The 22,680-nt window shown below is 71.6% G+C and carries 18 protein-coding genes; 6 read left to right on the plus strand and 12 right to left on the minus strand.

The features are described from left to right. Nucleotides 1–8 precede the first annotated feature (8 nt). Nucleotides 9–1,031 carry an isopenicillin N synthase family oxygenase gene (locus D7X30_RS10595; protein ID WP_120562773.1) on the plus strand — a complete coding sequence of 341 codons (1,023 nt, stop codon included), beginning with the start codon at nucleotides 9–11 and terminating at the stop codon, nucleotides 1,029–1,031. Nucleotides 1,032–1,035: 4 nt separating this feature from the next. Here the strand turns inward: D7X30_RS10595 and D7X30_RS10600 are convergent, their stop codons facing one another. From D7X30_RS10600 to D7X30_RS10625, 6 genes are all read right to left on the minus strand, one after another. After that, the gene (locus tag D7X30_RS10600) at nucleotides 1,036–1,284 is read right to left on the minus strand and encodes a hypothetical protein (protein ID WP_199724240.1); all 249 of its coding nucleotides are present in this window, start codon (nucleotides 1,282–1,284) and stop codon (nucleotides 1,036–1,038) included. A gap of 533 nt (nucleotides 1,285–1,817) precedes the next feature. Next, nucleotides 1,818–3,068 (minus strand): hydroxymethylglutaryl-CoA synthase family protein, encoded by a 1,251-nt coding sequence (locus D7X30_RS10605; RefSeq protein ID WP_120562774.1) that lies wholly within the window; start codon nucleotides 3,066–3,068, stop codon nucleotides 1,818–1,820. Between the two features lie 41 nt (nucleotides 3,069–3,109). Then, on the minus strand, nucleotides 3,110–4,147 hold the full coding sequence (locus D7X30_RS10610; RefSeq protein WP_120562775.1) for a zinc-binding dehydrogenase: 1,038 nt from the start codon (nucleotides 4,145–4,147) through the stop codon (nucleotides 3,110–3,112). A 46-nt stretch (nucleotides 4,148–4,193) separates the two neighbouring features. Continuing rightward, entirely contained in the window at nucleotides 4,194–4,940 is a 747-nt protein-coding gene (locus D7X30_RS10615) for a CoA-transferase subunit beta (RefSeq protein WP_120562776.1), read from the minus strand. After that, a complete protein-coding gene (locus tag D7X30_RS10620) occupies nucleotides 4,937–5,737 on the minus strand; it encodes a CoA transferase subunit A (protein ID WP_120562777.1) in 801 nt (266 codons plus the stop codon). The genes D7X30_RS10615 and D7X30_RS10620 overlap by 4 nt, the downstream gene beginning before the upstream one ends. After that, a complete protein-coding gene (locus D7X30_RS10625; protein WP_120562778.1) occupies nucleotides 5,734–6,435 on the minus strand; it encodes a TetR/AcrR family transcriptional regulator in 702 nt (233 codons plus the stop codon). The genes D7X30_RS10620 and D7X30_RS10625 overlap by 4 nt, the downstream gene beginning before the upstream one ends. Nucleotides 6,436–6,631: 196 nt before the next feature. Here D7X30_RS10625 and D7X30_RS10630 point away from each other — a divergent pair, with 196 nt between their 5' ends. The 4 genes from D7X30_RS10630 to D7X30_RS10645 all read left to right on the plus strand — a co-directional run bounded on the left by D7X30_RS10630 (nucleotide 6,632) and on the right by D7X30_RS10645 (nucleotide 11,082). Beyond that, nucleotides 6,632–8,764, plus strand: coding sequence for an ATP-binding protein (locus tag D7X30_RS10630; protein ID WP_120562779.1), 2,133 nt, complete (start codon nucleotides 6,632–6,634; stop codon nucleotides 8,762–8,764). Next, complete coding sequence (locus D7X30_RS10635) at nucleotides 8,742–10,106, plus strand: sigma-54-dependent transcriptional regulator (protein ID WP_370039109.1); 1,365 nt, start codon at nucleotides 8,742–8,744, stop codon at nucleotides 10,104–10,106. The genes D7X30_RS10630 and D7X30_RS10635 overlap by 23 nt, the downstream gene beginning before the upstream one ends. Nucleotides 10,107–10,226: 120 nt before the next feature. Beyond that, the gene (locus tag D7X30_RS10640; protein ID WP_233591506.1) at nucleotides 10,227–10,589 is read left to right on the plus strand and encodes a DNA-binding response regulator; all 363 of its coding nucleotides are present in this window, start codon (nucleotides 10,227–10,229) and stop codon (nucleotides 10,587–10,589) included. Further along, the gene (locus D7X30_RS10645) at nucleotides 10,582–11,082 is read left to right on the plus strand and encodes a DUF6232 family protein (RefSeq protein WP_147443156.1); all 501 of its coding nucleotides are present in this window, start codon (nucleotides 10,582–10,584) and stop codon (nucleotides 11,080–11,082) included. The genes D7X30_RS10640 and D7X30_RS10645 overlap by 8 nt, the downstream gene beginning before the upstream one ends. Here D7X30_RS10645 and D7X30_RS10650 read toward each other — a convergent pair. The 4 genes from D7X30_RS10650 to D7X30_RS10665 all read right to left on the minus strand — a co-directional run bounded on the left by D7X30_RS10650 (nucleotide 11,033) and on the right by D7X30_RS10665 (nucleotide 15,365). Beyond that, the gene (locus D7X30_RS10650; protein WP_120562782.1) at nucleotides 11,033–12,064 is read right to left on the minus strand and encodes an LLM class flavin-dependent oxidoreductase; all 1,032 of its coding nucleotides are present in this window, start codon (nucleotides 12,062–12,064) and stop codon (nucleotides 11,033–11,035) included. The two genes, D7X30_RS10645 and D7X30_RS10650, sit on opposite strands and share 50 nt — an antisense overlap. A 222-nt stretch (nucleotides 12,065–12,286) precedes the next feature. Continuing rightward, nucleotides 12,287–14,080: a diguanylate cyclase domain-containing protein gene (locus D7X30_RS10655; RefSeq protein ID WP_120562783.1), complete on the minus strand. Its 1,794-nt coding sequence runs from the start codon at nucleotides 14,078–14,080 to the stop codon at nucleotides 12,287–12,289. A 330-nt stretch (nucleotides 14,081–14,410) separates the two neighbouring features. Beyond that, nucleotides 14,411–14,788, minus strand: coding sequence for a response regulator (locus tag D7X30_RS10660; protein WP_233591507.1), 378 nt, complete (start codon nucleotides 14,786–14,788; stop codon nucleotides 14,411–14,413). Nucleotides 14,789–14,954: 166 nt separating this feature from the next. Next, on the minus strand, nucleotides 14,955–15,365 hold the full coding sequence (locus tag D7X30_RS10665) for a response regulator transcription factor (protein WP_158619232.1): 411 nt from the start codon (nucleotides 15,363–15,365) through the stop codon (nucleotides 14,955–14,957). 169 nt (nucleotides 15,366–15,534) lie between these two features. Here D7X30_RS10665 and D7X30_RS10670 point away from each other — a divergent pair, with 169 nt between their 5' ends. After that, nucleotides 15,535–16,998, plus strand: a complete 1,464-nt coding sequence (locus D7X30_RS10670) for a hypothetical protein (RefSeq protein WP_120562786.1) — start codon at nucleotides 15,535–15,537, stop codon at nucleotides 16,996–16,998. On the opposite strand, the gene D7X30_RS10675 is transcribed toward D7X30_RS10670, so the two are convergent. Both D7X30_RS10675 and D7X30_RS10680 read right to left on the minus strand, forming a co-directional pair. Further along, a complete protein-coding gene (locus tag D7X30_RS10675) occupies nucleotides 16,981–20,628 on the minus strand; it encodes a hypothetical protein (protein WP_120562787.1) in 3,648 nt (1,215 codons plus the stop codon). The genes D7X30_RS10670 and D7X30_RS10675 overlap by 18 nt on opposite strands. After that, nucleotides 20,625–22,658 carry a CHAT domain-containing protein gene (locus tag D7X30_RS10680; protein WP_120562788.1) on the minus strand — a complete coding sequence of 678 codons (2,034 nt, stop codon included), beginning with the start codon at nucleotides 22,656–22,658 and terminating at the stop codon, nucleotides 20,625–20,627. Before D7X30_RS10680 ends, D7X30_RS10675 begins: the two co-directional genes overlap by 4 nt. Between the last annotated feature and the right edge of the window lie 22 nt (nucleotides 22,659–22,680).

Raw genomic sequence — 22,680 nt, forward strand, 5'->3', positions numbered from 1 at the left:
TTCGCGCCATGGATACCGTGCCCCTCATCGACGTCCGAGCCCTCGTGGACCCCACGTCGAGCCCCCTGGCCCGAAGGGAGGTCGCCGCTCGCATGGGCGCGGCCTGTAGGAACACCGGCTTCTTCTACGTCGTGGGCCATGGCGTGGACGTGGGCATTCAGACCCGGTTGGAGGCGCTGGCTCGGGACTTCTTCGCGCGGCCGGAGGCGGAGAAGCAGCGGGTGCGCATGGCGCTCGGGGGGAGGGCGTGGCGTGGCTTCTTCCCCGTGGGCGGGGAGCTCACTTCGGGCCGGCCGGACCGCAAGGAGGGGTTGTACTTCGGCACGGAGCTGTCGCTAGACGACCCTCGTGTGCGCGCCGGCACTCCGCTGCATGGACCGAACCTGTTCCCCCTTGAGCCGGAGGGGCTGGGGGGCGCGGTGCTGGCGTACATGGCGGCGCTGACGTCGCTGGGACACGCGCTGATGTCCGGCATCGCGCTCAGCCTGGACCTGGAAGCGGACTTCTTCGCCACCCGGTACATGGCGGATCCGACGGTGCTGTTCCGCATCTTCAACTACCCGCCGGGCCCGGAGATGGACGTGGAAGGCCTGCCGGTGTGGGGCGTCGGCGAGCACACCGACTATGGCGTGCTCACCATCCTCAAGCAGGACGACGCGGGCGGGCTCCAGGTGAAGACTCGCCAGGAGGGGCAGACTCGCTGGGTGGACGCTCCTCCGGTGGAGGATGCGTTCGTGTGCAACATCGGCGACATGCTCGACCGGATGACGCGCGGCGTGTACCGCTCCACGCCGCACCGGGTCCTCAACCGCGCGGGCCGCGACCGGCTGTCGCTGCCGTTCTTCTTTGATCCGGACTGGACGGCGCAGGTGCGCGCCATCGACTCGCCCGCACTGAAGGACGCGGGCGCGGACGACCATGCGGAGCGGTGGGACCGCCAGAGCGTGCACACCTTCCAGGGCACGTATGGGGACTACCTGCTCGGCAAGGTGGGGAAGGTGTTCCCCGACCTGCGCGCGGAAGTGCTGTAGCGCCTCAGGCCCAGAGTTCCTGCTCCAGCGAGTCCAACAGCGCCAGTGCCACCGCCGGTGAAGGCAGTCCGGCCTCCGCGGAGAGACGCGCGTCCAGCGGCACGGCCATCTCCGCGCGCAGCACGGCCAACGCCTGACGCCGGGCCCCCCGAAGGGCGGAGCGTTCTTCCTCGGACAGCCTGGGCGCGGCCCACGCGTCGATGTCCCAGGACAGGCCCGCGTGGCGCGTCTCGTCCTCCGCGATGCGCACCATGGCCTCGCGGATGACGGCCGTCTCGCAATCATTTCCCGCGGTGAAGACGGGCTGGAAGCCGGGGATTCGCTTCCGCTCGACGCGGACTGGCTGCCCTCCATTGGGCAGCCGAGGCTGTGACGTGTCGGCGACGAGCTCCCAGGTGTACGAGTACCGCCTCGGGCACCATCCACGCCCTGTCGATTCCGGGGACCGCGTTGGAGAAAGAGGATTCCTCCCTCGGAGGAGCGTCCACGCACCGGATCCGGCGGTAGTTCGTCGCCAGGAGTCCAGCGGGCACGTCCGGCTTCACGGGCCGTTCGCCGTGGCATCCGGCAATCACAAGCGGCGTGGCCAACGTTGCCTTCAAGGCCCTGGCGAACAGCCGCCGCAAACGCTCCGCGTTCAATGACAACCCCCGTGTCGGCAGTCCGGCCCCTGCGCTGCCCAAACCCCATCAAACCGGTTCGGGACCATGCCCGTGAAAAGCAGACGGGCGATGCACGCCAGGAAGCGCGCATCGCCCGAGGGGACTTCACCTGAACCGCTGAGGCCTACGCGCCCGCGTACTTGCGGCGGAACTCGTGGATCTCCGCCAGCCGGAACGTGCCCGGCTCCGGGGCAATGGCCTCCGGCGCGTCGTAGGGCAGGTTCATCAGCCGCTCGTACTCCTCCACCGACACGCGCTCGCGCTTCGCCAGCACCGTGTCCAGGTCCGCGCGGGCCATGCGCTCCGCGGCCTTCTCACCCACGACACCGGTGTAGAACTCCGCGCAGGAACCGCTGCCGTAGGACAAGAGGCCAATCCGCTGGCCCGCCAGCGCCGCGCCCTCCGCGTGCAGCTGGCCCGCGAGCGCCAGGTACAGCGACGCCGTGTAGACGTTGCCCACCCGCGCGTTCAGCCCCAGCGACTTCGCCACCTGCGCGTCGTAGCTGGCCTGCGACTTCGCCGCCTCGTCGCGCGCCTCGGGCGTGGCCGGCCCGTTGCCGGAATCCTCCAGGTCGCACAGCCGCACCTGCGCGTGCGCCTTGCGCGCCATCTTGCAGAAGGGCACGTGGTAGAGGATGCGCGCCAGTTGCTCGCTGGGCAGCTTCGAATCCCACCGCACCAGCCCCTGCTCCATGGCGCGCTCGCGCCAGCCCCGGTACGCGCCCGCCATGGCGTCCAGGTAGCAGGTGATGGAGTAGTGCCCGTCCACCAGCGCCTCGCGCCGGCCCACCGGGCGCCAGAAGTCGTACACGTCCGCGGTGCTCACGCCGTTGAGCCCCACGTCCACCGCCAGCAGGTCCGGCGTCTCCGACACCAGCAGCGCCACCGCGCCGCCGCCCTGCGTGGGCTCGCCCGCCGTCTTCAGTCCGTAGCGCGCGATGTCCGTGCACACCACCAGCGCGGAGCGGCCCGCCGCGGCGCCGGACGCAATCCACTCCACCGCCGCCATCAGGCCCGCCGTGCCGCCGTAGCACGCGTGCTGCGAGTCGAACGTGCGCATGCCGCGAGGCAGCTTCAAGAGGCCGTGCACGTGCGACGCGATGGGCTTGGAGTGGTCCACGCCCGTCTCCGTACCCACCACCAGCATGCCCAGCTTGGAGGTGTCCACGCCCTGCTGCTGGATGAGGCGCGCGGCCGCCGTGGCCGCCAGCGACACGGAGTCCTCGCCCGGGTCGTTGACCGCCATCTCCTTCGCGCCCAGGCCCGCGGTGAACTTCGCCGGGTCCACGCCGCGCGCCCGCGCCAGGTCCTCGATGTCCACGTACCGCCGGGGGACCGCCACCGCCAGCGCTTCGATTCCAACCCGCTTCTTCATGGGGAACTCCTCAAGTCAAAAGGTCGCGAATCCAGTGGGCCTCACGCAGCCGGCGGCACCAGCACCAGCCGGCCCGCCACTTCCCGGTTCTCCAGGCGGAAGTGCGCGCGGCTCGCATCCGCCAGCGGCACCTCTTCCGACACGAAGGGGCGGATGAGGCCCCTGGCCGTCAGCCGCAGCGACTCGTCCAGCTCCTCGCGCGTCGTCGCGTACGCGCCAAGAATCTCCAGCTCCTTCACGATGACCAGCCCCGGGTTGAGGTTCACCACCCCCGACTCCAGGTTGCCCACCACCACCACGCGTCCGCCGGGCGCCATGGCCTTGAGCGTCTGGTCGAAGGTGGCGCTGCCCACAATCTCCACCGCCACGTCCACACCCTGGCCCTGCGTGCGCTTGCGCGCCTCCGAACCGAAGTCCAGGCCGCGCGAGACAATCACCTCGTCCGCGCCAGCCTCCCTGAGGGCCGCGACCTTCGCCTCGCCGGACGTGATGGCGATGACGCGCGCCCCGTCCACCTTCGCCAACTGCACGGCAGCCAGGCCCACGCCGCCGCTGGCGCCGGTGATCAGCACCGTCTCACCGGCCTTCACCTTCGCCCGCGTGCGCAGCGTGTGCACGGCGGTGCCCAGCGTGCAGCACACCGTGGCGGCCACCGCCCAGGGCAGGTCGGACGGCACGCGGCCCAGGCCTCGCACCGGGGCCACCATGAACTGCGCGTAGCCGCCCTGGAGCTCCTCGCCGAAGAAGCGGTTGTCCGTCTTGCACAGGCTGTTGCGGCCGGAGAGGCACAGCGCGCACTCGCCGCAGGACATGCGCTGCAGCGTCGCCGCGCGGTCGCCCACCTTCCAGCCCACTGTGTCCGGGCCCACCTCCACCACCTCGCCCGCGGCCTCGTGCCCCAGGATGGCGGGCACGTGCGTGCGGGGCAGGTTGCCGCGGCGGTTGATGACGTCGTGGTAGCAGACGCCGCACGCGTGGACCTTCAGCAGCACCTCGCCCTTGCCCGGCCGGGGCACCGGCACGGTCTCCAGACGCAGGTTCTCTGCACTCCCGAACTGGCGAAGAACGACGGCTTCCATGCGGTGCCTCTTTTCCGTGCTGCTTGAAGGATGGGGAAGGAGTGCTTCAGCCGCCGACGAGCGCGTCGCGCAGGTTGCGGGGGTCCAGCGCGCGGATGGCCGACACCGTGCGCGCGTCCGGCAGCGAGGTGACGGGCAGGGCGTCCGGCACCGCGAACTCGAAGCCGGTCCGCTCGGAGATGCCGTCCACCGTGGCCCACGGGTGGCGCGCCAACAGCCGCGCCCCACGAGGCCCGCCCAGCTCATACGTGCCCAGGTCGGAGATGAGCCGCACCGGACGGCTGGGGTCGCGCGTCGTGGCCACCTGGACCTGCGGGACGAGGTTGCGGCGCGACTGCCGGGGCACCAGCAGCACGGGGTTCTTCACCCACTGACGCAGCGTGGCCGCGCCCGCCACGCCGGGGAACTTGGTGCGCGGCTTGTCCAGGCTGCCGGACGCCGTCATGTTGGTGCGGCCCGCCGGGTCCACCTCCGCCGCGCCAAAGAAGACCGTGTCCACCCGGCCGCGCCGGGCGTGGTCGAACAGGTCCGCGATGCTCACCTCCGCGGACCGGCCGTCCAGGTACCGCAGGTCCTCGGACGACGGGAACAGCTCCGGCAGCGCCGGATCCAACGAACCGACACACGCCAGGTACGTCAGCCCCGGCGCATGCGTGGCCCGGGCCACCGCGATGGCCAGGATGACCAGCGGCGACGCCACGCCCGTGGCCACCACCGAGCCGTCTTCAATCTCCCGCGCCAGCAGCGACACCACCGTCTCCGCGGGCGTCGCGTCCACCGTCGTCGTCGTCATGCCGCGCTCCGCGTCGCGCGCAGCGACATGAGGAAGCCCTTCGCGTCGCCCGCGTCCGCCGCGGCCAGGTAGGCCGCGAGCATCGCGTCGTCATGCGGGTACTGGCCCAGGCAGCCCGTGGGCAGCGCACCGCCGGGGGCGAGCACCACACGCTCCACCTGGAAGGCGGGGATGGTGACGCGCGACAGCTTCGGCACGCGCTCCTCCACGGTGGCGATGATCCGCTTCGCGGCGCCCGCGACGAGCAGGTCCGTGGTGGGGTCTTCGATCAGCAGGTTGCCCTTGTCGTCCGCCGCCCGGGCGTGGATGAGCGCCACGTCCGGGTAGTACGCGGGCTCCACCGGCACGCGGCGGCCCGTGAACGGATCCTCCACCGTGCGCGGCGCGTCCACCTCCGCCAGCTCCGACACGTCCGCGTCCGGCGCGGGGATGAAGGGCAGCCCCATGGACGCCGCGCGCAGCCGCTGCACCACGCGGTAGCCGTCGTGCTCGCGCCACTCGAGCTCGCCCGCCTCGATGGCCCGCTTGAGGCAGGGCAGGGGACGCACGCGGTTCTCCAGCACCAGCGCGCCGAAGGGCAGCTCCACGCGCTGGAGACACCCGCCCGCGACCAGGAACTCCGCCGGCAGCGGGTTGGGCAGGGAGATGAGCTGCAGGCCGCGCTTCTCCTGCGCCACCAGCTCCAGCACCAGCGCCATGGGCGCGCGGCCCAGCATGAACCCGCCGGCCGCGAGCGACGCGCCGTCCGGGATGGAGGCCACCGCCTCCGACAGGGAACTCCAACGGGCGCGGTTCACTGGGGCTCTCCTCCAGAACCGGAGCTGGAACCGGAAGCGGCGCGCGGCACCATGCGCAGCGCGGGCGCGTCTTCAGACGAAGGGGCCGGGGCGCTCACGGCCGAAGCGGCGGAGGGAAAGAGCAGCTCCACCATGCCGTCGGCGATCTGCTCCTCGGTGAGACGCCCGTCCGGTTTGAACCACTTGTAGACCCAGAGGATCATCCCCAGGAACGAGAACGCCGCCACCGTGGGGTCCACCACGCCGCGCAGGCGGCCCAGTCGGTTGGCCTCCGCGAACGCGTCCTCCAGGAAGCGCACGTAGCGCTTCTTGCGCCGGTCGATGTACTCGCGCGCTTCACCGGTGAGCGTGGCGTGCTCGTGGAGGATGATGATGACCTCCTTGCTGCGGCCGCTCGTCACCAGGTGGATGTTCTGCCGCATGCACTGGCGCAGCCGCTCCACCGGATCCGCCACGTCCTGGACGGGCGCGAGGACCTGCTCCTCGAACACGTCCATGCCGTAGTTCATGATGGCGAAGAGCAGCTGCTCCTTGTTCTGGATGTGGTGGTAGAGCCCCGCCTTCGTCATCCGGCACGCGGCGGCGATCTCCTGCATCGACGTGCCCTCGTAGCCGCGCTCGCAGATGAGCCGCGCCGCCGTCTCCAGGATGGCCCTGTACCGCTCGCCCTCGTCCGGTTTGCGCCCTGTGGGTGTCATGCGTGCCTTCCCTTGCCGGCCTGCCTGCTGCCGGGCTGAGACCACCTACCGACCGGTAGGTCACTTCACCTACCGACCGGTAGGTAGCACTCCGCGACGCGGTCCGTCAACGGGCAAGTACCGGAGGGCAGGTGGGACAAATGCTTTTGGAAACAAGGACTTGGGAGCACCCAACGGGTTAGGTTGCGGGCCGCTCATGCGGTCCACGCTCCTGCCCATCCTCCTCTTGTGCGCCGCGCTGGCGAGCGTGGGGGTGGGGGTCTGGACGCTCGTGAAGCGCAGCCGGACGACCCTGGTGGAGCAGTTCGCCGGGGACCGGCAGAAGCAGCTGGACGAGGCCGTGGGTGGCGTCACGGACTCGCTGGAGGAGGTGGGCAAGAACCTGCGCTTCGCCGGCGAGCTGATGTCCCAGCCGGGGACCCTGGCGGAGCACCGCCGGGAGCTGCGCGCGTTGCTGGAGGCGGTGGGCCAGTACAAGGCCATCGCGGCGTACGACGGCGACGGTGTGGAGCGGCTGCTGCTCTTGGACCGCAAGCCGGACGCGCAGGTGTCTCGCGAGGGACTGGTGGCGGAGATGGCCGAGACGGCGCGCCGGGCGTTGCAGCGTCCGCCCGGCGACCTCACCACGTCGCCCATCCTGGACGCGGCCAACGGCGGCTGGCTGCGCATCCTGGCCACGGGGCTGCCCGCGACGGATGGCAAGCCCGAGGGCGCGGTGGCGGTGCTGGTGGACACGGAGTCGTTCTTCGCGCCGCTGCGCATCGTCACGTCGGACCTGGATGCGCGGATGTTGCTCGTGGGCACGCACGGCCAGCCCACGCCCGCGAGCGACCCGGCCCTGGCGGAGTGGTTCGGCCGCGCGAGCCAGAAGGACTCAGGTGTGCCGGGCTTCGCGTTCCTCGTGTCCCGGCTGAAGGCTGGTGCGCGCGGCATGCTGCCCCTGTCCGAACAGGAGGCGGAGCGGCTGGGGCTGGGGCGCTCGGAGGTGGTGGCCGTCTACACGCCCATCCGCATGCGCGGCGGCAGTCACTGGGCGGTGGCGACGCTGGTGTCCACCGCGGCGCTGCGTTCGCACGAGCAGTCGCTGGTGGTGCGGCTGTTGGGCGCGGGCGCGCTGGTGGCGTTCTTCCTGGTGGCCTTCGCGGTGTACGTGGTGCTGGCGCGGCGGCGCGCGGTGGCGCTGACAGAGAGCCGCCGGCACGCGGCCCAGCTCGCCGCGCTCCATGACCGGACGCGGAAGATCTTGGACCATCTGCCCACGGGCGTCCTCGCGCTGACGGAGGACGGGCGGATCAGCGCGGTCAACCAGGCGCTGCGCTCGCGCGTGCCCGGCAACGTGACGGGGGCGCCGCTGGCGTCCGCGTTCCCCGGGGCGCCGGCGCCGGTGGTGGAGCGGCTGTCCGCGCTGGTGGCGTCCGCGCGGCAGGAGGACCGGCCCCTGAGCCTCCTGGGCGAACCGCTGGCGCTCTTCGGTGAGGAGGGCACATACAACCTGCACGCGGTGCCGCTGACCGCGGAGGACCCGAAGGAGGAGACGCGCGCTCTCCTGGTGGTGGAGGACCTGAGCGACGTGCGCGCGCTGGAGACGCAGCTGTTGCGCGCGGAGAAGCTGGCCACGGTGGGTGTGCTGGCCGCGGGCATCGCGCATGAGATCGGCACGCCGCTGGGCGTGGTGCGCGGCCGGGCGGAGTACGTGCAGAGCAAGCTGGGCCCCTCGCATCCGCAAGGGCCAGGGCTGGGCGTCATCGTCGAACAGATCGACCGGGTGAGCCGCACGCTGCGCCAGCTGCTGGACTTCTCCCGCCTGCAGCCGGCGATGGTGCGGCCGGTGGCGCTGGGGCCGCTCGCCCGGAGCGTGCACGAGCTGTTGCAGGTGGAGGCGGAGCGGCGGCGGGTGAGCTTGAGCGTGGACGTGCCGGAGTCCGTGCCCGCGCTGGCGGCGGACGCGGATCAGCTCCAGCAGGTGCTGCTCAATCTCACGCTCAATGCGTGCGATGCGTGCAACGAGGGCGGCAAGGTGGAGGTTTCGGCTTCCGCGCTGGCGGGGCCGGAGGAAGGCACCTGGGGCCTGGTCGCGCTCACCGTGCGTGACGACGGGTGCGGGATTCCCAAGGAGCGCCTCAACCAGGTGTTCGACCCGTTCTTCACCACGAAGAAGCGCGGCCAGGGCACGGGGCTGGGGCTGACGATGGTGGCCCACGTCGTGCGCAACCACGGCGGACGGGTGGAGCTGGAGAGCACGCCGGGGCAGGGCACTCGCGTCACCGTGCTGTGGCCGGTGGCCCGCGCTGTCCCAGAGGAACGAAATGCCGAGCGACTTGCCGTCTGACGCGCGCATCCTCGTGGTGGACGACCACGTGGAGATGGGGCGCATGCTCCAGGAGCCGCTGGCCGACGCGGGCTGGACGGTGGACCTGGCCACGGGCGGGCAGGAAGCGCTGACGCTCATCCGCTCGCGCGTGTACGACGCGGTGCTGACCGACCTGCGCATGGAGAAGGTGGACGGCCTGGACGTGCTGGACGCCGCCCGCGCGGTGGACGCGGAGCTGCCCGTGCTGCTGATGACGGCCTTCGGCGGCGTGGAGAGCGCCGTGGAGGCGATGCGCCGGGGCGCGTACCACTACTTCACCAAGCCCTTCCGCCTGGACGAGGTGCGGCTGTACCTGGGCCGAGCGCTGGAGGACCGCCGGCTGCGCGCGGAGCACCGGGCGCTGAAGCAGGCGTCGCAGGAGCGCTCCGGCCTGGGCGCGCTGGTGGGTAGGAGCGCGCCCATGCGCGGGCTGTACGAGCTCATCGACCGGGTGGCGCACGCGGCGGCCCCGGTGCTGCTCCGGGGCGAGAGCGGCAGCGGCAAGGAGCTGGTGGCCCGCGCGCTCCACGTCGAGGGCCCGCGCGCGGCCAACCCCTTCGTGGCCGTCAACTGCACCGCGCTGCCGGGGCCGCTGCTGGAGAGCGAGCTGTTCGGCCACGTGAAGGGCGCCTTCACCGGGGCCACGTCCGTGCGGCGCGGCCTGTTCGTGGAGGCGCACGGCGGCACGCTGTTCCTGGACGAGATTGGCGACATGCCCACGGAGCTCCAGGCGCGGCTGTTGCGCGTGCTGGAGGACGGCGAGGTGCGCGCGGTGGGCTCGGATGCCAGCCGCACCGTGGATGTGCGCGTGGTGGCCGCCACGCACCAGGACCTGGAGGCGCGCGTGCGGGAGGGGCGCTTCCGGGCGGACCTCTTCTACCGGCTCAACGTCGTCACGCTGCGGGTGCCTTCGCTGAAGGAGCGCCGGGAGGACATCCCGCAGCTGGTGGAGCACTTCACCGCCCGCTCTCGCACACGCAACCCGCGCTCCCGCGTGACGTCGCTGTCACCGGAGGTGGTGGCCGCGCTGGGCGCCATGCCCTGGCCGGGCAACGTGCGCGAGCTGGAGAACCTGGTGGAGCGGCTGGTGGTGCTCGTCCCCCGGGAGACAGTGACGCTGGAGGACCTGCGGCCCCACGCGCCGGTGCCGGAGCCGGCGGCCCCGCTCGCCCAGGCGCAGGAGGGAGTGTGGACCCTGCGCAAGCTGGAGGGGGAGTACATCCACTGGATGGTCCAGCACTGCGGCGGGAACAAGACCCGCGCCGCGGAGCTCCTGGGCATTGATGTGTCCACCATCCATCGTCGCGAGCGGGAGCGGTAACCGGCCCGTGTGGCAATCCGCCACGGGGGGCTGGCGGATTGCCATGGTCCACGGGTGATAACTCCGTGGCCCCGGGGGACGGTGGTTCCGGCATGTAGCTTGCTGTGACGTGGGACCGTGGTGTCCCTGCGCACAACCCGGGCCTTGCTGCTCGGTGCGGATGAGTCCCTGGCCTCGCTGCTGGCGGACGTGCTGGGCGACCTGGGCATCGCCCTGTTCCTGGACGCGGAGGACGCGGCCCGGCCGGACCTGGTGCTGGCGCACGTGGAGCGCGGGGAGGCCATCCTCCCGGTGCTGACGCACGCGCGGGACTGCGCCGCCGCCGCGCCCGTCGTCGTCCTCCTGCCCTTCGCGGACGAGCGCCTGGTGTCCCGCGCCCTGTGTCAGGGGGCCCGGGCATGTTTCGCGCTGGGCCGCCCGCTCGATGAGCTTCGCGCCCTCCTGCGCTCGCACTTTCCTCTGTTGGAGACCACCCATGGGTGAACCGATGGCCGTCGTCACCGTGCTGCGTCCCGTTGTCCCCTTGCGTGAAGCGGAGCGCCGCCCGGTGGCTCCGGTGTCGGACGCGGCGGAGACCTCCCTCTTCCAGGCCGGCCAGGTCCGTGTCACCGGCGAGCGGCTCGTCGTGGGCGGCCAGAGCTGGGCGCTGCGTGACGTGCTCCAGGTGGAGACCGCGCGCCGCACCCCGAAGGTGTGGCCCTACCTGCTCGCGGTGGGGCTGGCCGGGGCGCTGGGGCTGCCGCTGTTGTCCTGGCTGTCCGTCAGCGTGACGGCGCTGAAGGGCGCGTACGAGGCGGGGCTCGTCGTCACCGCCCTGGGCCTCTTCGCGTCCATGGCCGCGCTGCTCGTGGTGGAGGACACCCACTACCTGGTGCTGGGGCTGCCGGGCGGCTCGCGCCGCGTCTTCGGCAGCCACGACGCCCAGCTCATCGCGCGGCTTGCGGGGACGGTGCGGGCCGCGTGTCAGCGGCCGTGAGCTGCTCGCGCACCTGCGAGACGATCTCGAAGGAGCGCAGCCGCGCCGCGTGGTCGAAGATCTGCGCGGTCACCATCAGCTCGTCGGCCCCGGTCTGCTCCAGGAGGGACTGGAGGCCGTCGCGCACGCTGTCCGGCGAGCCCACCACGGTGCACGCCAGCATGTGTTCGATCTCCGCCAGCTCCATCTCGTTGAGCTGACCGTCCATGCTGTCCACCGGCGGCAAGAGCGGGCCCGGCCGGCCCCGGCGCAGGTTGATGAAGGCCTGGAGCAGCGAAGTGAAGAGGCGCTGGCCCTCCTGATCCGTGTCCGCGGCGAAGACGTTCACGCCAATCATCGCGTACGGCTTCTGGAGCACGTCCGACGGGCGGAACTGCGTGCGGTACAGGTGCAGCGCGCTCATCATCTGCGCGGGCGCGAAGTGCGACGCGAACGCGAAGGGCAGCCCCAGGGCCGCGGCCAGCTGCGCGCTGAAGGTGCTGGAGCCCAACAGCCACAGCGGCACGTGCAGGCCCGCGCCCGGCACCGCGCGCACGGCCTGCCCCGGCGTGGGGTCCTTGAAGTAGTTCTGCAGCTCCACCACGTCCTGCGGGAAGCTGTCCGCGCCGCCCAGTCCCCGGCGCAGGGCGGCGGAGGTGCGCTGATCCGTCCCCGGCGCGCGGCCCAGGCCCAGGTCGATGCGGCCGGGGTAGAGCGTCTCCAGGGTGCCGAACTGCTCCGCGATGATGAGCGGCGCGTGGTTGGGCAGCATGACGCCGCCCGCGCCCACGCGAATCGTCTTCGTGCCCCCCGCCACGTACCCGATGACCACCGACGTGGCCGCGCTGGCGATGCCCGTCATGTTGTGGTGCTCGGCCAGCCAGAAGCGCTGGTAGCCCCAGGCTTCCGCGTGGCGGGCCAGGTCCAGGCTGTTGCGGAGGGCGAGGCCGGCGTCGCCCCCGGAGATGACGGGGGACAGGTCGAGGACGGAGAAGGGGATCATCGGGGGACCCTCGCGCCACGGGGGCGGAAAAGCCCTTCGATAGCCAGGGGCCCCAGGGTTTTCACGGCATTGACGCCTCCCAGACCCTCCGGCCTGCCAGGCGGAGGCCATCCCACCCATCAGCCTGGCTTGTCGCCAGGCGCGCCCGGGGGGACCGATGCCTTCGAACCTGTCCGACTGTCGGACAGGTTTGCGGGCGGTCGCGCCCGAGGGGAGCTGCTTTCAGTCGTGCTTGGAGGCTGGCTCAGGCTTCGCCCGGTCCAGCGCGGCGTGTGCCCGGGCCAGGGTGCCGTGCGGATCCTCCTCGCCCTGCACCGTGACGGCGATGGACACGCACGCGGGCTGGCCGGGCACGTCATGGAGCTGCTGGCGAGCGGCCTCAGCGCCCACGGCGTCCGCCCCGGGCAGCGCGAGCAGGAGGGTGTCCCCCGTCCAGCGCACCACGAAGCCCGGTGGAGGACAGAGGCCCTCCGCGTGCCGGGCCAGCTCCCGCAGCGCCGCGTCGCCCGCGTCGTAGCCGCGCGCGCGGTTGACGGCGCCCAGCTCCACCAGGTCCATCAGCACCAGGCTGATGGGCAGCCCTTCCCGTCGGCAACGGCCAATCTCCCTGGCCAGCCGCTCCTCTCCCACGCGCCGGGTGTCCAGCCCCGTGAGCGCGTCCTGGCGCAAGATCCGCTCGTGCTTGCCCTTCAGGTCGGCGCCGATGCCCAGGTCCATCAGCGACAGGAGCTGCGCGATGCCCCCGGGCACCAGGAAGGGCCGCGCCACCCAGCGCACCACGCGCGGCCGGGGCCGCTCCAGCGACAGCGTCAGGTGCAGCCCGCGCGAGCTTTCCGCCGCCAGGTCCAGCTGCCGCAGCGTGCCGCCGGGGTCCGCGGTCAAGCTGGCGACGTGCTGGCACAGCGAATCGAAGGCCATGCCCGACAGCCGGTCCTCCGGCAGCCCCAGCAGCTCCGCCAGCGCCGCGTTGGCGGCGAAGGGCTTGCGGCCCGGCGCCACCACCAGCACCGGCACTTCGAGGGCGCTCACCGCCTCGCGCACCAGCGCCAGCGCCGCCGCCTCGGTGAGCACCGGCTCCGTCGCGCGCTGGGGATGAGGCAAGGCGGAGCGAGCCCGTCCCTTCACCGCGGTGTGCTCCAGGTTTTCCGCCACGCGGCCCGCCAGCTCGCGCAGTGCCGCCAGGTCCTCCGGGCCCAGCATCAGCGGACGCGTGTCGATGACGCACAGCGAGCCCAGCACGTCTCCGGTGGAGGTGATGAGCGGCGCGCCCGCGTAGCTGCCGACGATGCCGTCGCGCACCAGCGGGTTGTCCCGGAACACCGGATGGCGCGTGGCGTCCGGCACCACCAGGGCCTCGCGGCCTTGCACCACGTGGTGGCAGAAGGACCAGTCGCGCGGCGTGCCCCGGTCCTTCGCGAGCGCCGCGGGCAACCCCACGTGCGCCTTGAACCACTGCTTGTCCCCCAGCACCAGCGTCAGCAGCGCGACGGGCACCCCGAAGGACTGCGCCACCTCCGTCACCAGGTCCTGAAGCTCCTTGTCGGGCAGGCCCGGGTTCACCAGCTTCAGCTCGTCGATGCGAGCGAGCCGCCGCTTCTCCTCGTCAGCGTTGAGCTCCAGCTGGCCGTGGCCCGCGAGCTGGCCCGCGAGCGCGCGCCGCACGCCGTCGCGCATCGCCTCCGGCCCCGCGCGCCGGCTGAGCAGCGCGTGGATGCCCAGTGCGTCCTTGAGCTGCCAGGCACGCACGCGCAGCTCGTCGAACGCCGTCACCACCATCACCGCCGTGTGACGCGCATCCGAGCGGCCCCGCAGCCACGCCAGCAGCGCGAACCCATCCACCCGGGGCAGCGCCAGGTCCGTCACCAGCAGCGTGGGCGAGCCGCGCAGACGCACCAGCTCCTGGGCCTCTGCGCCGTCGCGCGCCACCACGCCCTCCAGCCCCTCTTGCTGTGCGAGCGCGAGCAGGCCCGCGGCACGGTGGCGATCCAGTTCGGCGATGAGGGCATAGCGGGACATGTCGGTCCAGTCATGCTGCCACGCGTGTCGCCGTTGCGTACCCCGACCCTTTGTCCAAGTGAGGTCCGCTCGTCCATGGGCCGACGGGGCAGGGGGCCCTCGTGGATTCCCACGACTGCCTGCACCTGCGTCAGGACCGGGGCTCCCCTGGCAGCGAGCGTGGCGCCCCGGGCTCCGCCGCGCCCGGGGCCGCTCTGTTCCGGACTCCGGATCGCCGAGCACGCGAGTCGCGGTGCGTCACTCCGGGCCGCGCGGACGCGACGCGCTCGCACGGCGACATCGCCGCGATGGCGCCCGGACGCGGCGTGGATCCGGCGACCGCGCGTCTTCCTAGCGCGGAGCTTCCAGCAATTGCGACACGTGCTCCGCCAGGTCCGGCAGCGGCTGGGGCTTGCTCAGCACCAGGTCCACGCCCAGCGCCTGCGCCCGCGTCCCCAGGTCCGGCGTCGCGAACGCCGTCAGCAGCACCATGCGCGTGGCCGGAGAGGACTCGCGCACCCGCTCCGCGATGATGAGCCCTTCCTCGGACTGCGTTCCGCTCAGGCGCAGGTCGCTGATGACCAGGTCGTACCGGCCGTGTTTCACCCGCTCCAGGGCCTCGGTCAGGTCCGTGGCCGAGTCGACCTCGTACCCGGCGCTGGAGAAGAAGCGGCCCAGGACCCAGCACAGGACCGTTTCATCATCGATGATCAGCAGGTTCCGGGGCACACAAGGAGGCATGAGCAAGCGAGGGGCCAGGAGCCCCGGGAATAAAGCGATGAAGTCGTTACAGCCACTTGGCCCAGCGAAAGCACGTCCGCCGGGCCGCTTGTCCAGCTTGCGGATCCAGTTTCCGGAATCCGGACAGAAACAGAGAAGACGGCAGTCTGGAGTTTCAGCGCATGGGGATGGGCTGGGGCTGGTCCTCGTTGGCCGCGGCGGGGATGAGCGCGGACAGGTGGAGGAGGAGCACCGGCATCAGCTGGGGCTTGGGCAGCAGCTTGGTGATGCCACTGCTCCACGCCGAGTGCCGGACCTCGTCCAGAGGCAGCGCCGTCATCAGCAGGATGGGGACGTGCGAGTCCTGCAGGCGCAGGTCGCGAGCGAAGCGCAGACCTTCCTCCATGCCGGGCCGGCCGAAGGGATGATCGATGAGGACCGCGTCGAACAGGTTCGTGTCCAGCAGGACTCGCGCCTGGGAATCCGTGCGAGCGGTGAGGACGGTGAAGCCCGCTGCCGTCAGGTGACGCGCCGTCGCCCCACGAACCGGGGGCTTCGAATCGAGGAGGAGGATTTTACCGTGCATGCACAACAACAGTGCAGCGGTTGTGCCACACGAGGCGTCATGCGCCCTTCCAATCATTGCAAGGGATTGCAGGGGAGGGGGCGGGCGCGGACGGATCCGTTTTCCAATTCCTGGACCGGTCTCCGGATTCTGGAATCAATAGGACGAATGTCCCACTGGGAGCCAAAGGATGCCCGAGCCCGTGAAGGATGAAGCGCTGCAGCTCCTGCTCGCGCGCGCTGACGACCGCCGGCCGGTGCTGGAGGAAGGGCTTCCCGCGGACTCCACCCGGGATGCACCCAGGCCCGCGCCGCTTCCTCGCCGTGCCGAGGGCATGACGCTGGAGCGCCCCGACGCGAGCCCGAATGACCTGGCCTCGCAGCGCTGGGGTGTCATCGCGCCGTTAGGCACGACGGGTGATGCCATGCTTCGCGCCATCGAGCCGCTCCTCCAGCACCGCGAGCAGGAGCAGGGTGCGCCCGTGATGCGCTACCGCGTTCCTCCCGGCATGGACGCGAACGCGGCGGTGCGCTGGAGGGAGTCGGTGCACCGGGCCGAGGACGTCCCCGAGGAGGAACGTCCCAGGTACCTGCTGCTGCTCGGGGACCTGCCCGACGTGTCCATCGAGTTGCAGCACGTGCTCGCGCATGGCGCGTTCGTGGGGCGGCTTCACGTGGGGCTGCCCGACGGTGCGCCGGACCTCGCGGGCTACACGTCCTACGCCGAGAAGGTGGTCGTGGCCGAGAAGCGCGGCGCGCCTCCGGAGGCCCCCGACATGCTCCTGTACACGGCGCGGGACGGGACGACGGCCACGACGTCCGGACACCAGCTGCTGGTGGAGCCCTGCCGGCAGGTCATGGAGACGCGGTGGAAGCAGAAGCGACCCGCGTTGAAGGTCCAGGAGGTTCCCTATGACTACGCGGACGCTGACGCGCTCCTGGAGGCCGCGGCCGATGCGCGCTCGGCGGTGATGCTCACGGTGGCGCATGGGTTGGGGCGGCCCTCGAAGGGCTGGGCTTCTCCCGAAGAGCAGCGGGCGATGCAGGGCGCGCTGACGTTGGGAGGCGGCCCACCGCTCACGGGAGCACTGATGCGGGACACGCCCTTCCTGCCTGGAGGCATGTGGTTCAGCGTGGCGTGCTTCGGCGCGGCGACGCCGCCGGACAGCGCGTTCCACGCATGGCTCGCGCAGATCGCCGCGGCCGGTGGGTTCGCGGGCCGTCCCGCGTCCGTGCTGCACAGCCTGCCCAGGGAAGGGGAGCGCCCCTTCGTGGCGGCGCTGCCCCAGGCCCTGCTGGCGAATCCGCGCGGCCCGCTGGGCATCATCGGCCACAGCGACTTGGCGTGGACGCTCGGGTTCCTGGACTCGGAGGACATGACGCGCAGCCGTGCCTCGCGTGTCCTCTCCGCGCTCCAGGTCCTGTCCAACGGCAGCCGCGCGGGCGTCGCCCTGGACTCGCTGATGAGCGCGTACCGGGGCGTCAACGACGCGCTGCTGGCGGGCTACCGGGCGCGGCAGGACGCGCAGGTGTATGGCGTTCCGGATCCTGTCGACCCGAAACGACAGGGTTATCAGTGGATGCTGCGCAATGACTTGCGCGGCTATGTGCTGCTTGGAGACCCCGCTGCAAGGCTTTCAGGGCAGCAGCCGTAGCGTCGGTGGCGGCGTCACGAGCGGATCCCGTCCCTGGACCCGCTCACATTCCGCATAGCCGCTGCGCGCCTGTTCTTCGCTTTCATCCAGGTAGCTGCGACGGACGTCCGGAGGAAGGCAGTCCTTGTTGACGGCCCGAAGCCGCCGCTGGAGCTCCGAAACATCCAGGGGCCAGAGCTGCGCCGGTCCATCGGCGCACACCGTGAGGACCTGGTGCCCGACCGGACGGAACTCGGCGGATGCGACCTCCGACTCACATCCCTGGATCACCAGGGGCAGGCCCGTTCCGTCCGCCCGCCACACCCGCGCGGTCGTGTCCGCCGAAGCCGTCACCACCCAGCGGCCATCCGGGCTGAAGCGGGCGGAGGAGACGCGCTCCAGGTGTCCCTTGAGCACCACGGGCGTGCCCGTCCCGTCCGCCCGCCATACCCGCGCGGTCTTGTCCTTGGACGCCGTCACCACCCACAGGCCATCCGGGCTGAAGCTAGCGGAATAGACGTGACCCCCATGCCCCTTGAGCACCACGGGCGTGCCCGTCCCGTCCGCCTTCCACACCCGCGCGGTCTCATCCTCGGACGCGGTCACGACCCACTGGCCGTCCAGGCTGAACTCGGCGGAGAGAACGCTGCGCTCATGCCCCAGGAGCGCCACGGGCGTGCCTGTTCCATCCGTCCTCAGCACCTTCGGGGTTTGGTCCGACGCGGTCACGACCCACTGACCGTCGCGGCTGAACCGGGCGGAGCGCGCTTCGTCGGAGCCCAGCACCCGCGGTGTCCCACTTCCGTCCGCCTTCCACACCTGGGGCACGCCTCCGAACCGGAGCGTGGTCAACACCGACTGGCCATCAGGACTGAATTCCGCTGAGCCAATGGGATTGAGCAGATCCCCTCTCATCACCACCGGAGGGCCCGTCCCATCCGCCCGCAACACCCGCGCACTCCCGTTCGCGAAGACCATCACCACCTGTTGTCCATCCGGACTGAACGCGGCCGACGAAACGGAGCCCGCGCGACCATCGAGCACCACGGGGGCTCCCGTCCCCTCCGTGCGCCAGACGCGCGCCGCTCCGTCGGTGCCCGCCGTGACGACCCGCTGCCCATCCGGACTGAAGCTCGCGGACTGGACCGCCTCTGCGGGGCTCTGGAACACAACAGGAAGCTCCGGTCCGCCCGCTTTCCAGACCCGGAGGGTTCCATCCCTGGACGCGGTGATGATCCGTTGCCCATCCGGACTGAATCGCGCGTTCTCGACCCAACCCTGGTGTCCCTTGAGCACCTGGGGGGGAGCCCTTCCATCCGCTCTCCACACCCGTGCGGTCCTGTCCAAGGACGTAGTCACCACCCACTGACCATCCGGGCTGAACCCGGCGGAGGTGACGGAGGACTCATGTCCTTCGAGCACGACGGGTGTGCCCGTCCCATCCGCCTTCCACACCCGCGCCGTATGGTCCACCGAAGCCGTCACCACCCACAGGCCATCGGGGCTGAACGTGGCGGAGTACAAGGCCCCCTCATGTCCCTTGAGCACCACGGGTGTGCCCGTCCCATCCGCCTTCCACACCCGCGCCGTGTTGTCGTCGGAAGCCGTGACCACCCGTTGCCCATCCGGGCTGAACTCGGCGGAGGAGATGGGCTCCGTGTGCCCCTTGAGCACCACGGGCGAGCCCTTCCCATCCACCCGCCACACCCGCGCCGTTCCGTCCCACGAGGCGGTCACCACGCGCCGCCCGTCCGGGCTGAAGCGCGCCGACAGGGTTGAGGCCTCGTGCCCGACCAGCATCACGGGCTTGCCAGTTCCATCCGCCCGCCGCACCTGCACGCTCATGTCCACCGAAGCCGTCACCAGCCACTGGCCATCCGGACTGAACCTCGCGGAGCGAACGGTATCCTCGTACCCCCGGAGCACCACGGGCGTGCCCGTCCCATCCGCCCGCCACACCCGGACGGTGGCGTCCTGGGATGCGGTGGCAACCCATTGCCCGTCCGGGCTGAACTCGATGGAGCCGACGCGGCCCAGATGGCCCGTCAACGCCACGGGTGTGCCCGTCCCGTCCACGCGCCATACCCACGCCGGTCCCTCCATGGAGGCCGCCGCCACCCGCTGGCCGTCCGGGCTGAAGGCCGCGACCCGCAGCGGATCCGTTCCCTGGAACGTCACCTCCGGGAGGGGGTCCTTCAGGAAGTCATGCGCCAGCTGCGTCCACCACCGCGCCTGCTCGGGTTCAGGCACTTCGAGCAGCAGCTTCGTGGCCATCGCGGTGTAGCCGCGGCCTTGCAGATCGCGAGCCCCCGTCATCAACGCCAATCCCCGCGCGTCCCGCGCCTGCCTGACGGCTTCCTTCGTCGCGAGATCCGCCGCAGTCGTCGCCTGCTCCGCCTGGGACCGCTCCGCCAGGGCCCAGATGAGCAGCAGGGCCATCAGCACCGCCACGCCCGCCGCCACCGACGCCAGGATGATGAGCCTGCGCCGCTCGGCCGCTTCACGCCGGCGCTGTCGTTGCGCTGACTCACGCTCGATGCGCTGCTGCTTGAGCTCGAAGACCTTGCGCGCGAGCCAGTCGTGTCCCAGTTCGAAGTACCGGCTGCCCTGGTGCTGCTCCGCGTGCAGCACCGCCGCCGCTTCCAGGTGCGTCAGCACCTCGTCCGCGTGCTCGGGTGGCAGCTCGGCGCGGGCCTCCTGTTCCGTCAGCAGGGTCCGGCTGCCATCGCTCGCGATGAGGTACTGCTCCAGCAACCGGCGCGCCGCCCGCTTCTTGTCGGAGCCGAGCGCATCCAGCGTCGCCTCCAGGTAGCGGTGCACCATCGGCTCCGCGGCGACAGGCTCCACGGCCTGGCCCCGCGCCCGCTCGTCCCACAGCGCCCGGCAGACGATCTGCGCGAACGCGGCCTGCACCTCGGCGTCATCGTCCTGCTCGCCCTGTCCCGCCATGCGCACCTGCCGCATCAGCGCGCGCACCTCCTGCTCGGACCAGGGCTGCGAGGGCAGGCCCTTCTCGGTGGCCAGCCGGCAAGACACCTTCACCATCTCGCCCACGGTGAGTGGTCCCAGCCGGAAGCCCTGCTCCAGCAACTCGCGCCGGCCCCGCACGCGATCCCGGAAGCGCCCCAGGTAGTCCTCGCGCATCGCCAGCACGAGCTGCAGCCCGCGCACCGGCTTGCGTGCCAGCGCGTCCAGTCCCTTCAGCAGCGCGCCCGTCGCCTCCACGTCACGCCCCGGCAGGAAGAGCTGCTCCAACTGGTCCAGGTAGATGAGCACCGGCCGGTCCGAGCGCTGCGAGGCGAGCTCCAGCGCCGCGTCCAGCGCCTGCGCCGTCCCCGCCTGCTCTGGAGGCGGCCCCAGCTCCAGCTCCGCGTGCATCGTGCTCACGAGCCGCGCCAGCGGAGCCTCCCCCGCGAGCCACCCGTCGATGCGCACCGTGCGGAACTCGTGCGCCTCCTCCAGCAGCGGAATCACGCCGGCCTGCATCACCGACGACTTCCCCGCACCCGAGGGGCCGAAGAGCGTGAGGCACGGGTGCGCGAGGATGCGGTTCACCAGCCGCTGCGTCACGGTCTCGCGGCCGAAGAAGCGCTCGCGGTCCGCCGCGCGGTAGGGCTGCGGCCCGAGGAAGGGATTCACCAGGCCGCTCATCGCGCACCTCCCGGCGTCCCCATGCCCAGGGACTCGGCCACCGCATCCGCTTCCGCCTGCACCACCTGGATGCCCGCGCCCGCGGGAAGGCCCCGGCCAGACTTCCAAGACTCCGCCTCATGCACCCCGGGCTCCAGCAGCACCAGGCTCTTGCGCGGCAGCGGCCGGCGTCCGAACAGCCGCGACAACAGCATGCGGTGGTGCCATGCCAGCAATGACAGTCCAATGAGCAGCGCGGGCCGGCTGTCCAGCGTCCCCAGGATGGCGTCCGCCAGGTCCGGCGGGAGGACGGACTCCAGGTCTCGCACGCCGTGCAGGTAATCGTCCTCCGTGAGCAGGGGCGTTTCGAAGACGCGGTCGGGCAGGTAGCCCCGGTACAGCCTCACCAGCGCCACGTCGCGCGAGGGGTCGAAGTCCAGGGGCAGCGCGTCGAGCGGTTCCCAGTCCTGCCCCGGCAGGCGCCGTCGGATCAGCGCGGAGCCCTCGTCGGGCGACGAGGGCTGGATGACATACAGCGGCAGCTCGGGCCGGTGCAGCGCGAGCGCCTGCTCCAACACAGGCGTGCGCAAGAGCGTGATGTGCACGCCGGGCTTCAGCCGCCGCGCCAGCGCCTCCACCAGCGGCAGCGTGGGCGTCGCATCCCGGAACACCTCCTGGAAGTGCGAGTCCAGCGTCTTGGGCCCGAAGCGCAGCGTGAACCGCTGCGCCAGCGCGCTCATCGGCAGGGCCTCCGGCACGGCCCACGGCGTGCCGCGCATCCGGCCGTGCAAGAGCTCCCGCAGGTCCTCGTCCGTGGTGCCCCCGTGGTCGCCCAGCACCAGGGAGAAGGGGCGTGAGACCAGGTCCATCAGCCCGCGCACGGACGGGTCCTCTCCGCGCACCGGTTCGGCCTGCACCGGGGCTCGCGGCAAGGTGTTCGCCCGGGCGGGCCGGAAGGAGAAGAGGGTGGTGTCACTGCCCCGCAGGTACAGCACGGGAGAGAAGGCCTCGGCGCTCTCGCCGAACTCCGTCAGCACCGTGCTGCGCGCGTCGTGGAGGCAGCGGGCCACGTCGCCCCGGTGCCGCGTGTCTCCCACCAACGCCCGGTAGAAGGCCCGCGAGCACGCGCGCGCCACGTCTGTCTTCACCGGCCACAGGTGCGCCACCACCGCGTCCGCGCCGCCCTGCGCGAGCAGCTCAGCCGCGCTCGTCAGCGCCCCCGGTTGAGCGCCCTGACAGGCTTCGAGCACCACCAATCGCAGGTCGCCCCGGAAGGCTCCCGCCAGCTCCTTCGCCAGCAGCTCCACGGAGAGCCCCGCGGACGCGCCGTCCGCATCCGTGAGTTGCAGGACCGGTGCTCCCCGCGGGTCCACGCCGCCATGACCGATGAAGTGCAGGATGTGCGGCGCGGGCTCCGAGCGGAGCCGGTCGATGACGTAGTCACGCCGCGAGCGGGGCCCCACGAGCGGCTCCATCCACTCCAGCGCTCCGGAGTCGATGGCCGGCTGGAGCATGGCGCGCAGGCGGGCCGGTGCCTCTTCGTCCAGCGGCGAGACGACGAGCAGCCGCACGGCCCCGGTGACCTCGCGAGGAAGCCAGGGCTTCGTGGACTGCACCCCGCGCACGATGCACAGCTCCGGCGAGATGCCGAGGAAGTCGAGCGGCCCGGACGGTCCACAGAGCGCCTCCCAGGGAAGCGCCTGGAGCTCGCGGTCCCGAGGCAGGAGCCGCAGCAGCAGCGGCTTCTTGCTCCCGGTGTTGCGCGACACGCCGCGCAGCTCGAGCAGCACCTCCTGGAGCCCCTCGCGGAAGAGCGCGGAGTGCAGCGCCCGCGCCTGCTCGGCGGACTCCAGGGGAACCCCGCGCACGGCCGCGTCCCGCACCCACTCACTGAAGCGGCGGAGGGACTCGCGCGAGTGCGCGGGCCCCAACCTGTGCGGCGCGGGCTGTTGGCCTCCGCTGCCCCGCGCCGTGGCGCTGACCTCATCGCCCGCCAGCGCGAGGTCGACCTCCAGCCAGAATCCGGGCGCCGCCGTTCCACTCGTGCTCATGAGCGCGGAAGCCTACCCCGTC

The sequence above is a fragment of the Corallococcus sp. AB011P genome (assembly GCF_003611605.1).
Classification (GTDB): domain Bacteria; phylum Myxococcota; class Myxococcia; order Myxococcales; family Myxococcaceae; genus Corallococcus; species Corallococcus coralloides.

Coding starts and splice junctions, on each gene's coding strand:
- D7X30_RS10595 (WP_120562773.1), top strand. CDS start 9: ATGGATACCGTGCCCCTCATCGACGTCCGAGCCCTCGTGGACCCCACG.
- D7X30_RS10600 (WP_199724240.1), bottom strand. CDS start 1,284: ATGGTGCGCATCGCGGAGGACGAGACGCGCCACGCGGGCCTGTCCTGG.
- D7X30_RS10605 (WP_120562774.1), bottom strand. CDS start 3,068: ATGAAGAAGCGGGTTGGAATCGAAGCGCTGGCGGTGGCGGTCCCCCGG.
- D7X30_RS10610 (WP_120562775.1), bottom strand. CDS start 4,147: ATGGAAGCCGTCGTTCTTCGCCAGTTCGGGAGTGCAGAGAACCTGCGT.
- D7X30_RS10615 (WP_120562776.1), bottom strand. CDS start 4,940: ATGACGACGACGACGGTGGACGCGACGCCCGCGGAGACGGTGGTGTCG.
- D7X30_RS10625 (WP_120562778.1), bottom strand. CDS start 6,435: ATGACACCCACAGGGCGCAAACCGGACGAGGGCGAGCGGTACAGGGCC.
- D7X30_RS10630 (WP_120562779.1), top strand. CDS start 6,632: ATGCGGTCCACGCTCCTGCCCATCCTCCTCTTGTGCGCCGCGCTGGCG.
- D7X30_RS10635 (WP_370039109.1), top strand. CDS start 8,742: ATGCCGAGCGACTTGCCGTCTGACGCGCGCATCCTCGTGGTGGACGAC.
- D7X30_RS10645 (WP_147443156.1), top strand. CDS start 10,582: ATGGGTGAACCGATGGCCGTCGTCACCGTGCTGCGTCCCGTTGTCCCC.
- D7X30_RS10650 (WP_120562782.1), bottom strand. CDS start 12,064: ATGATCCCCTTCTCCGTCCTCGACCTGTCCCCCGTCATCTCCGGGGGC.
- D7X30_RS10655 (WP_120562783.1), bottom strand. CDS start 14,080: ATGTCCCGCTATGCCCTCATCGCCGAACTGGATCGCCACCGTGCCGCG.
- D7X30_RS10665 (WP_158619232.1), bottom strand. CDS start 15,365: ATGCACGGTAAAATCCTCCTCCTCGATTCGAAGCCCCCGGTTCGTGGG.
- D7X30_RS10670 (WP_120562786.1), top strand. CDS start 15,535: ATGCCCGAGCCCGTGAAGGATGAAGCGCTGCAGCTCCTGCTCGCGCGC.
- D7X30_RS10675 (WP_120562787.1), bottom strand. CDS start 20,628: ATGAGCGGCCTGGTGAATCCCTTCCTCGGGCCGCAGCCCTACCGCGCG.
- D7X30_RS10680 (WP_120562788.1), bottom strand. CDS start 22,658: ATGAGCACGAGTGGAACGGCGGCGCCCGGATTCTGGCTGGAGGTCGAC.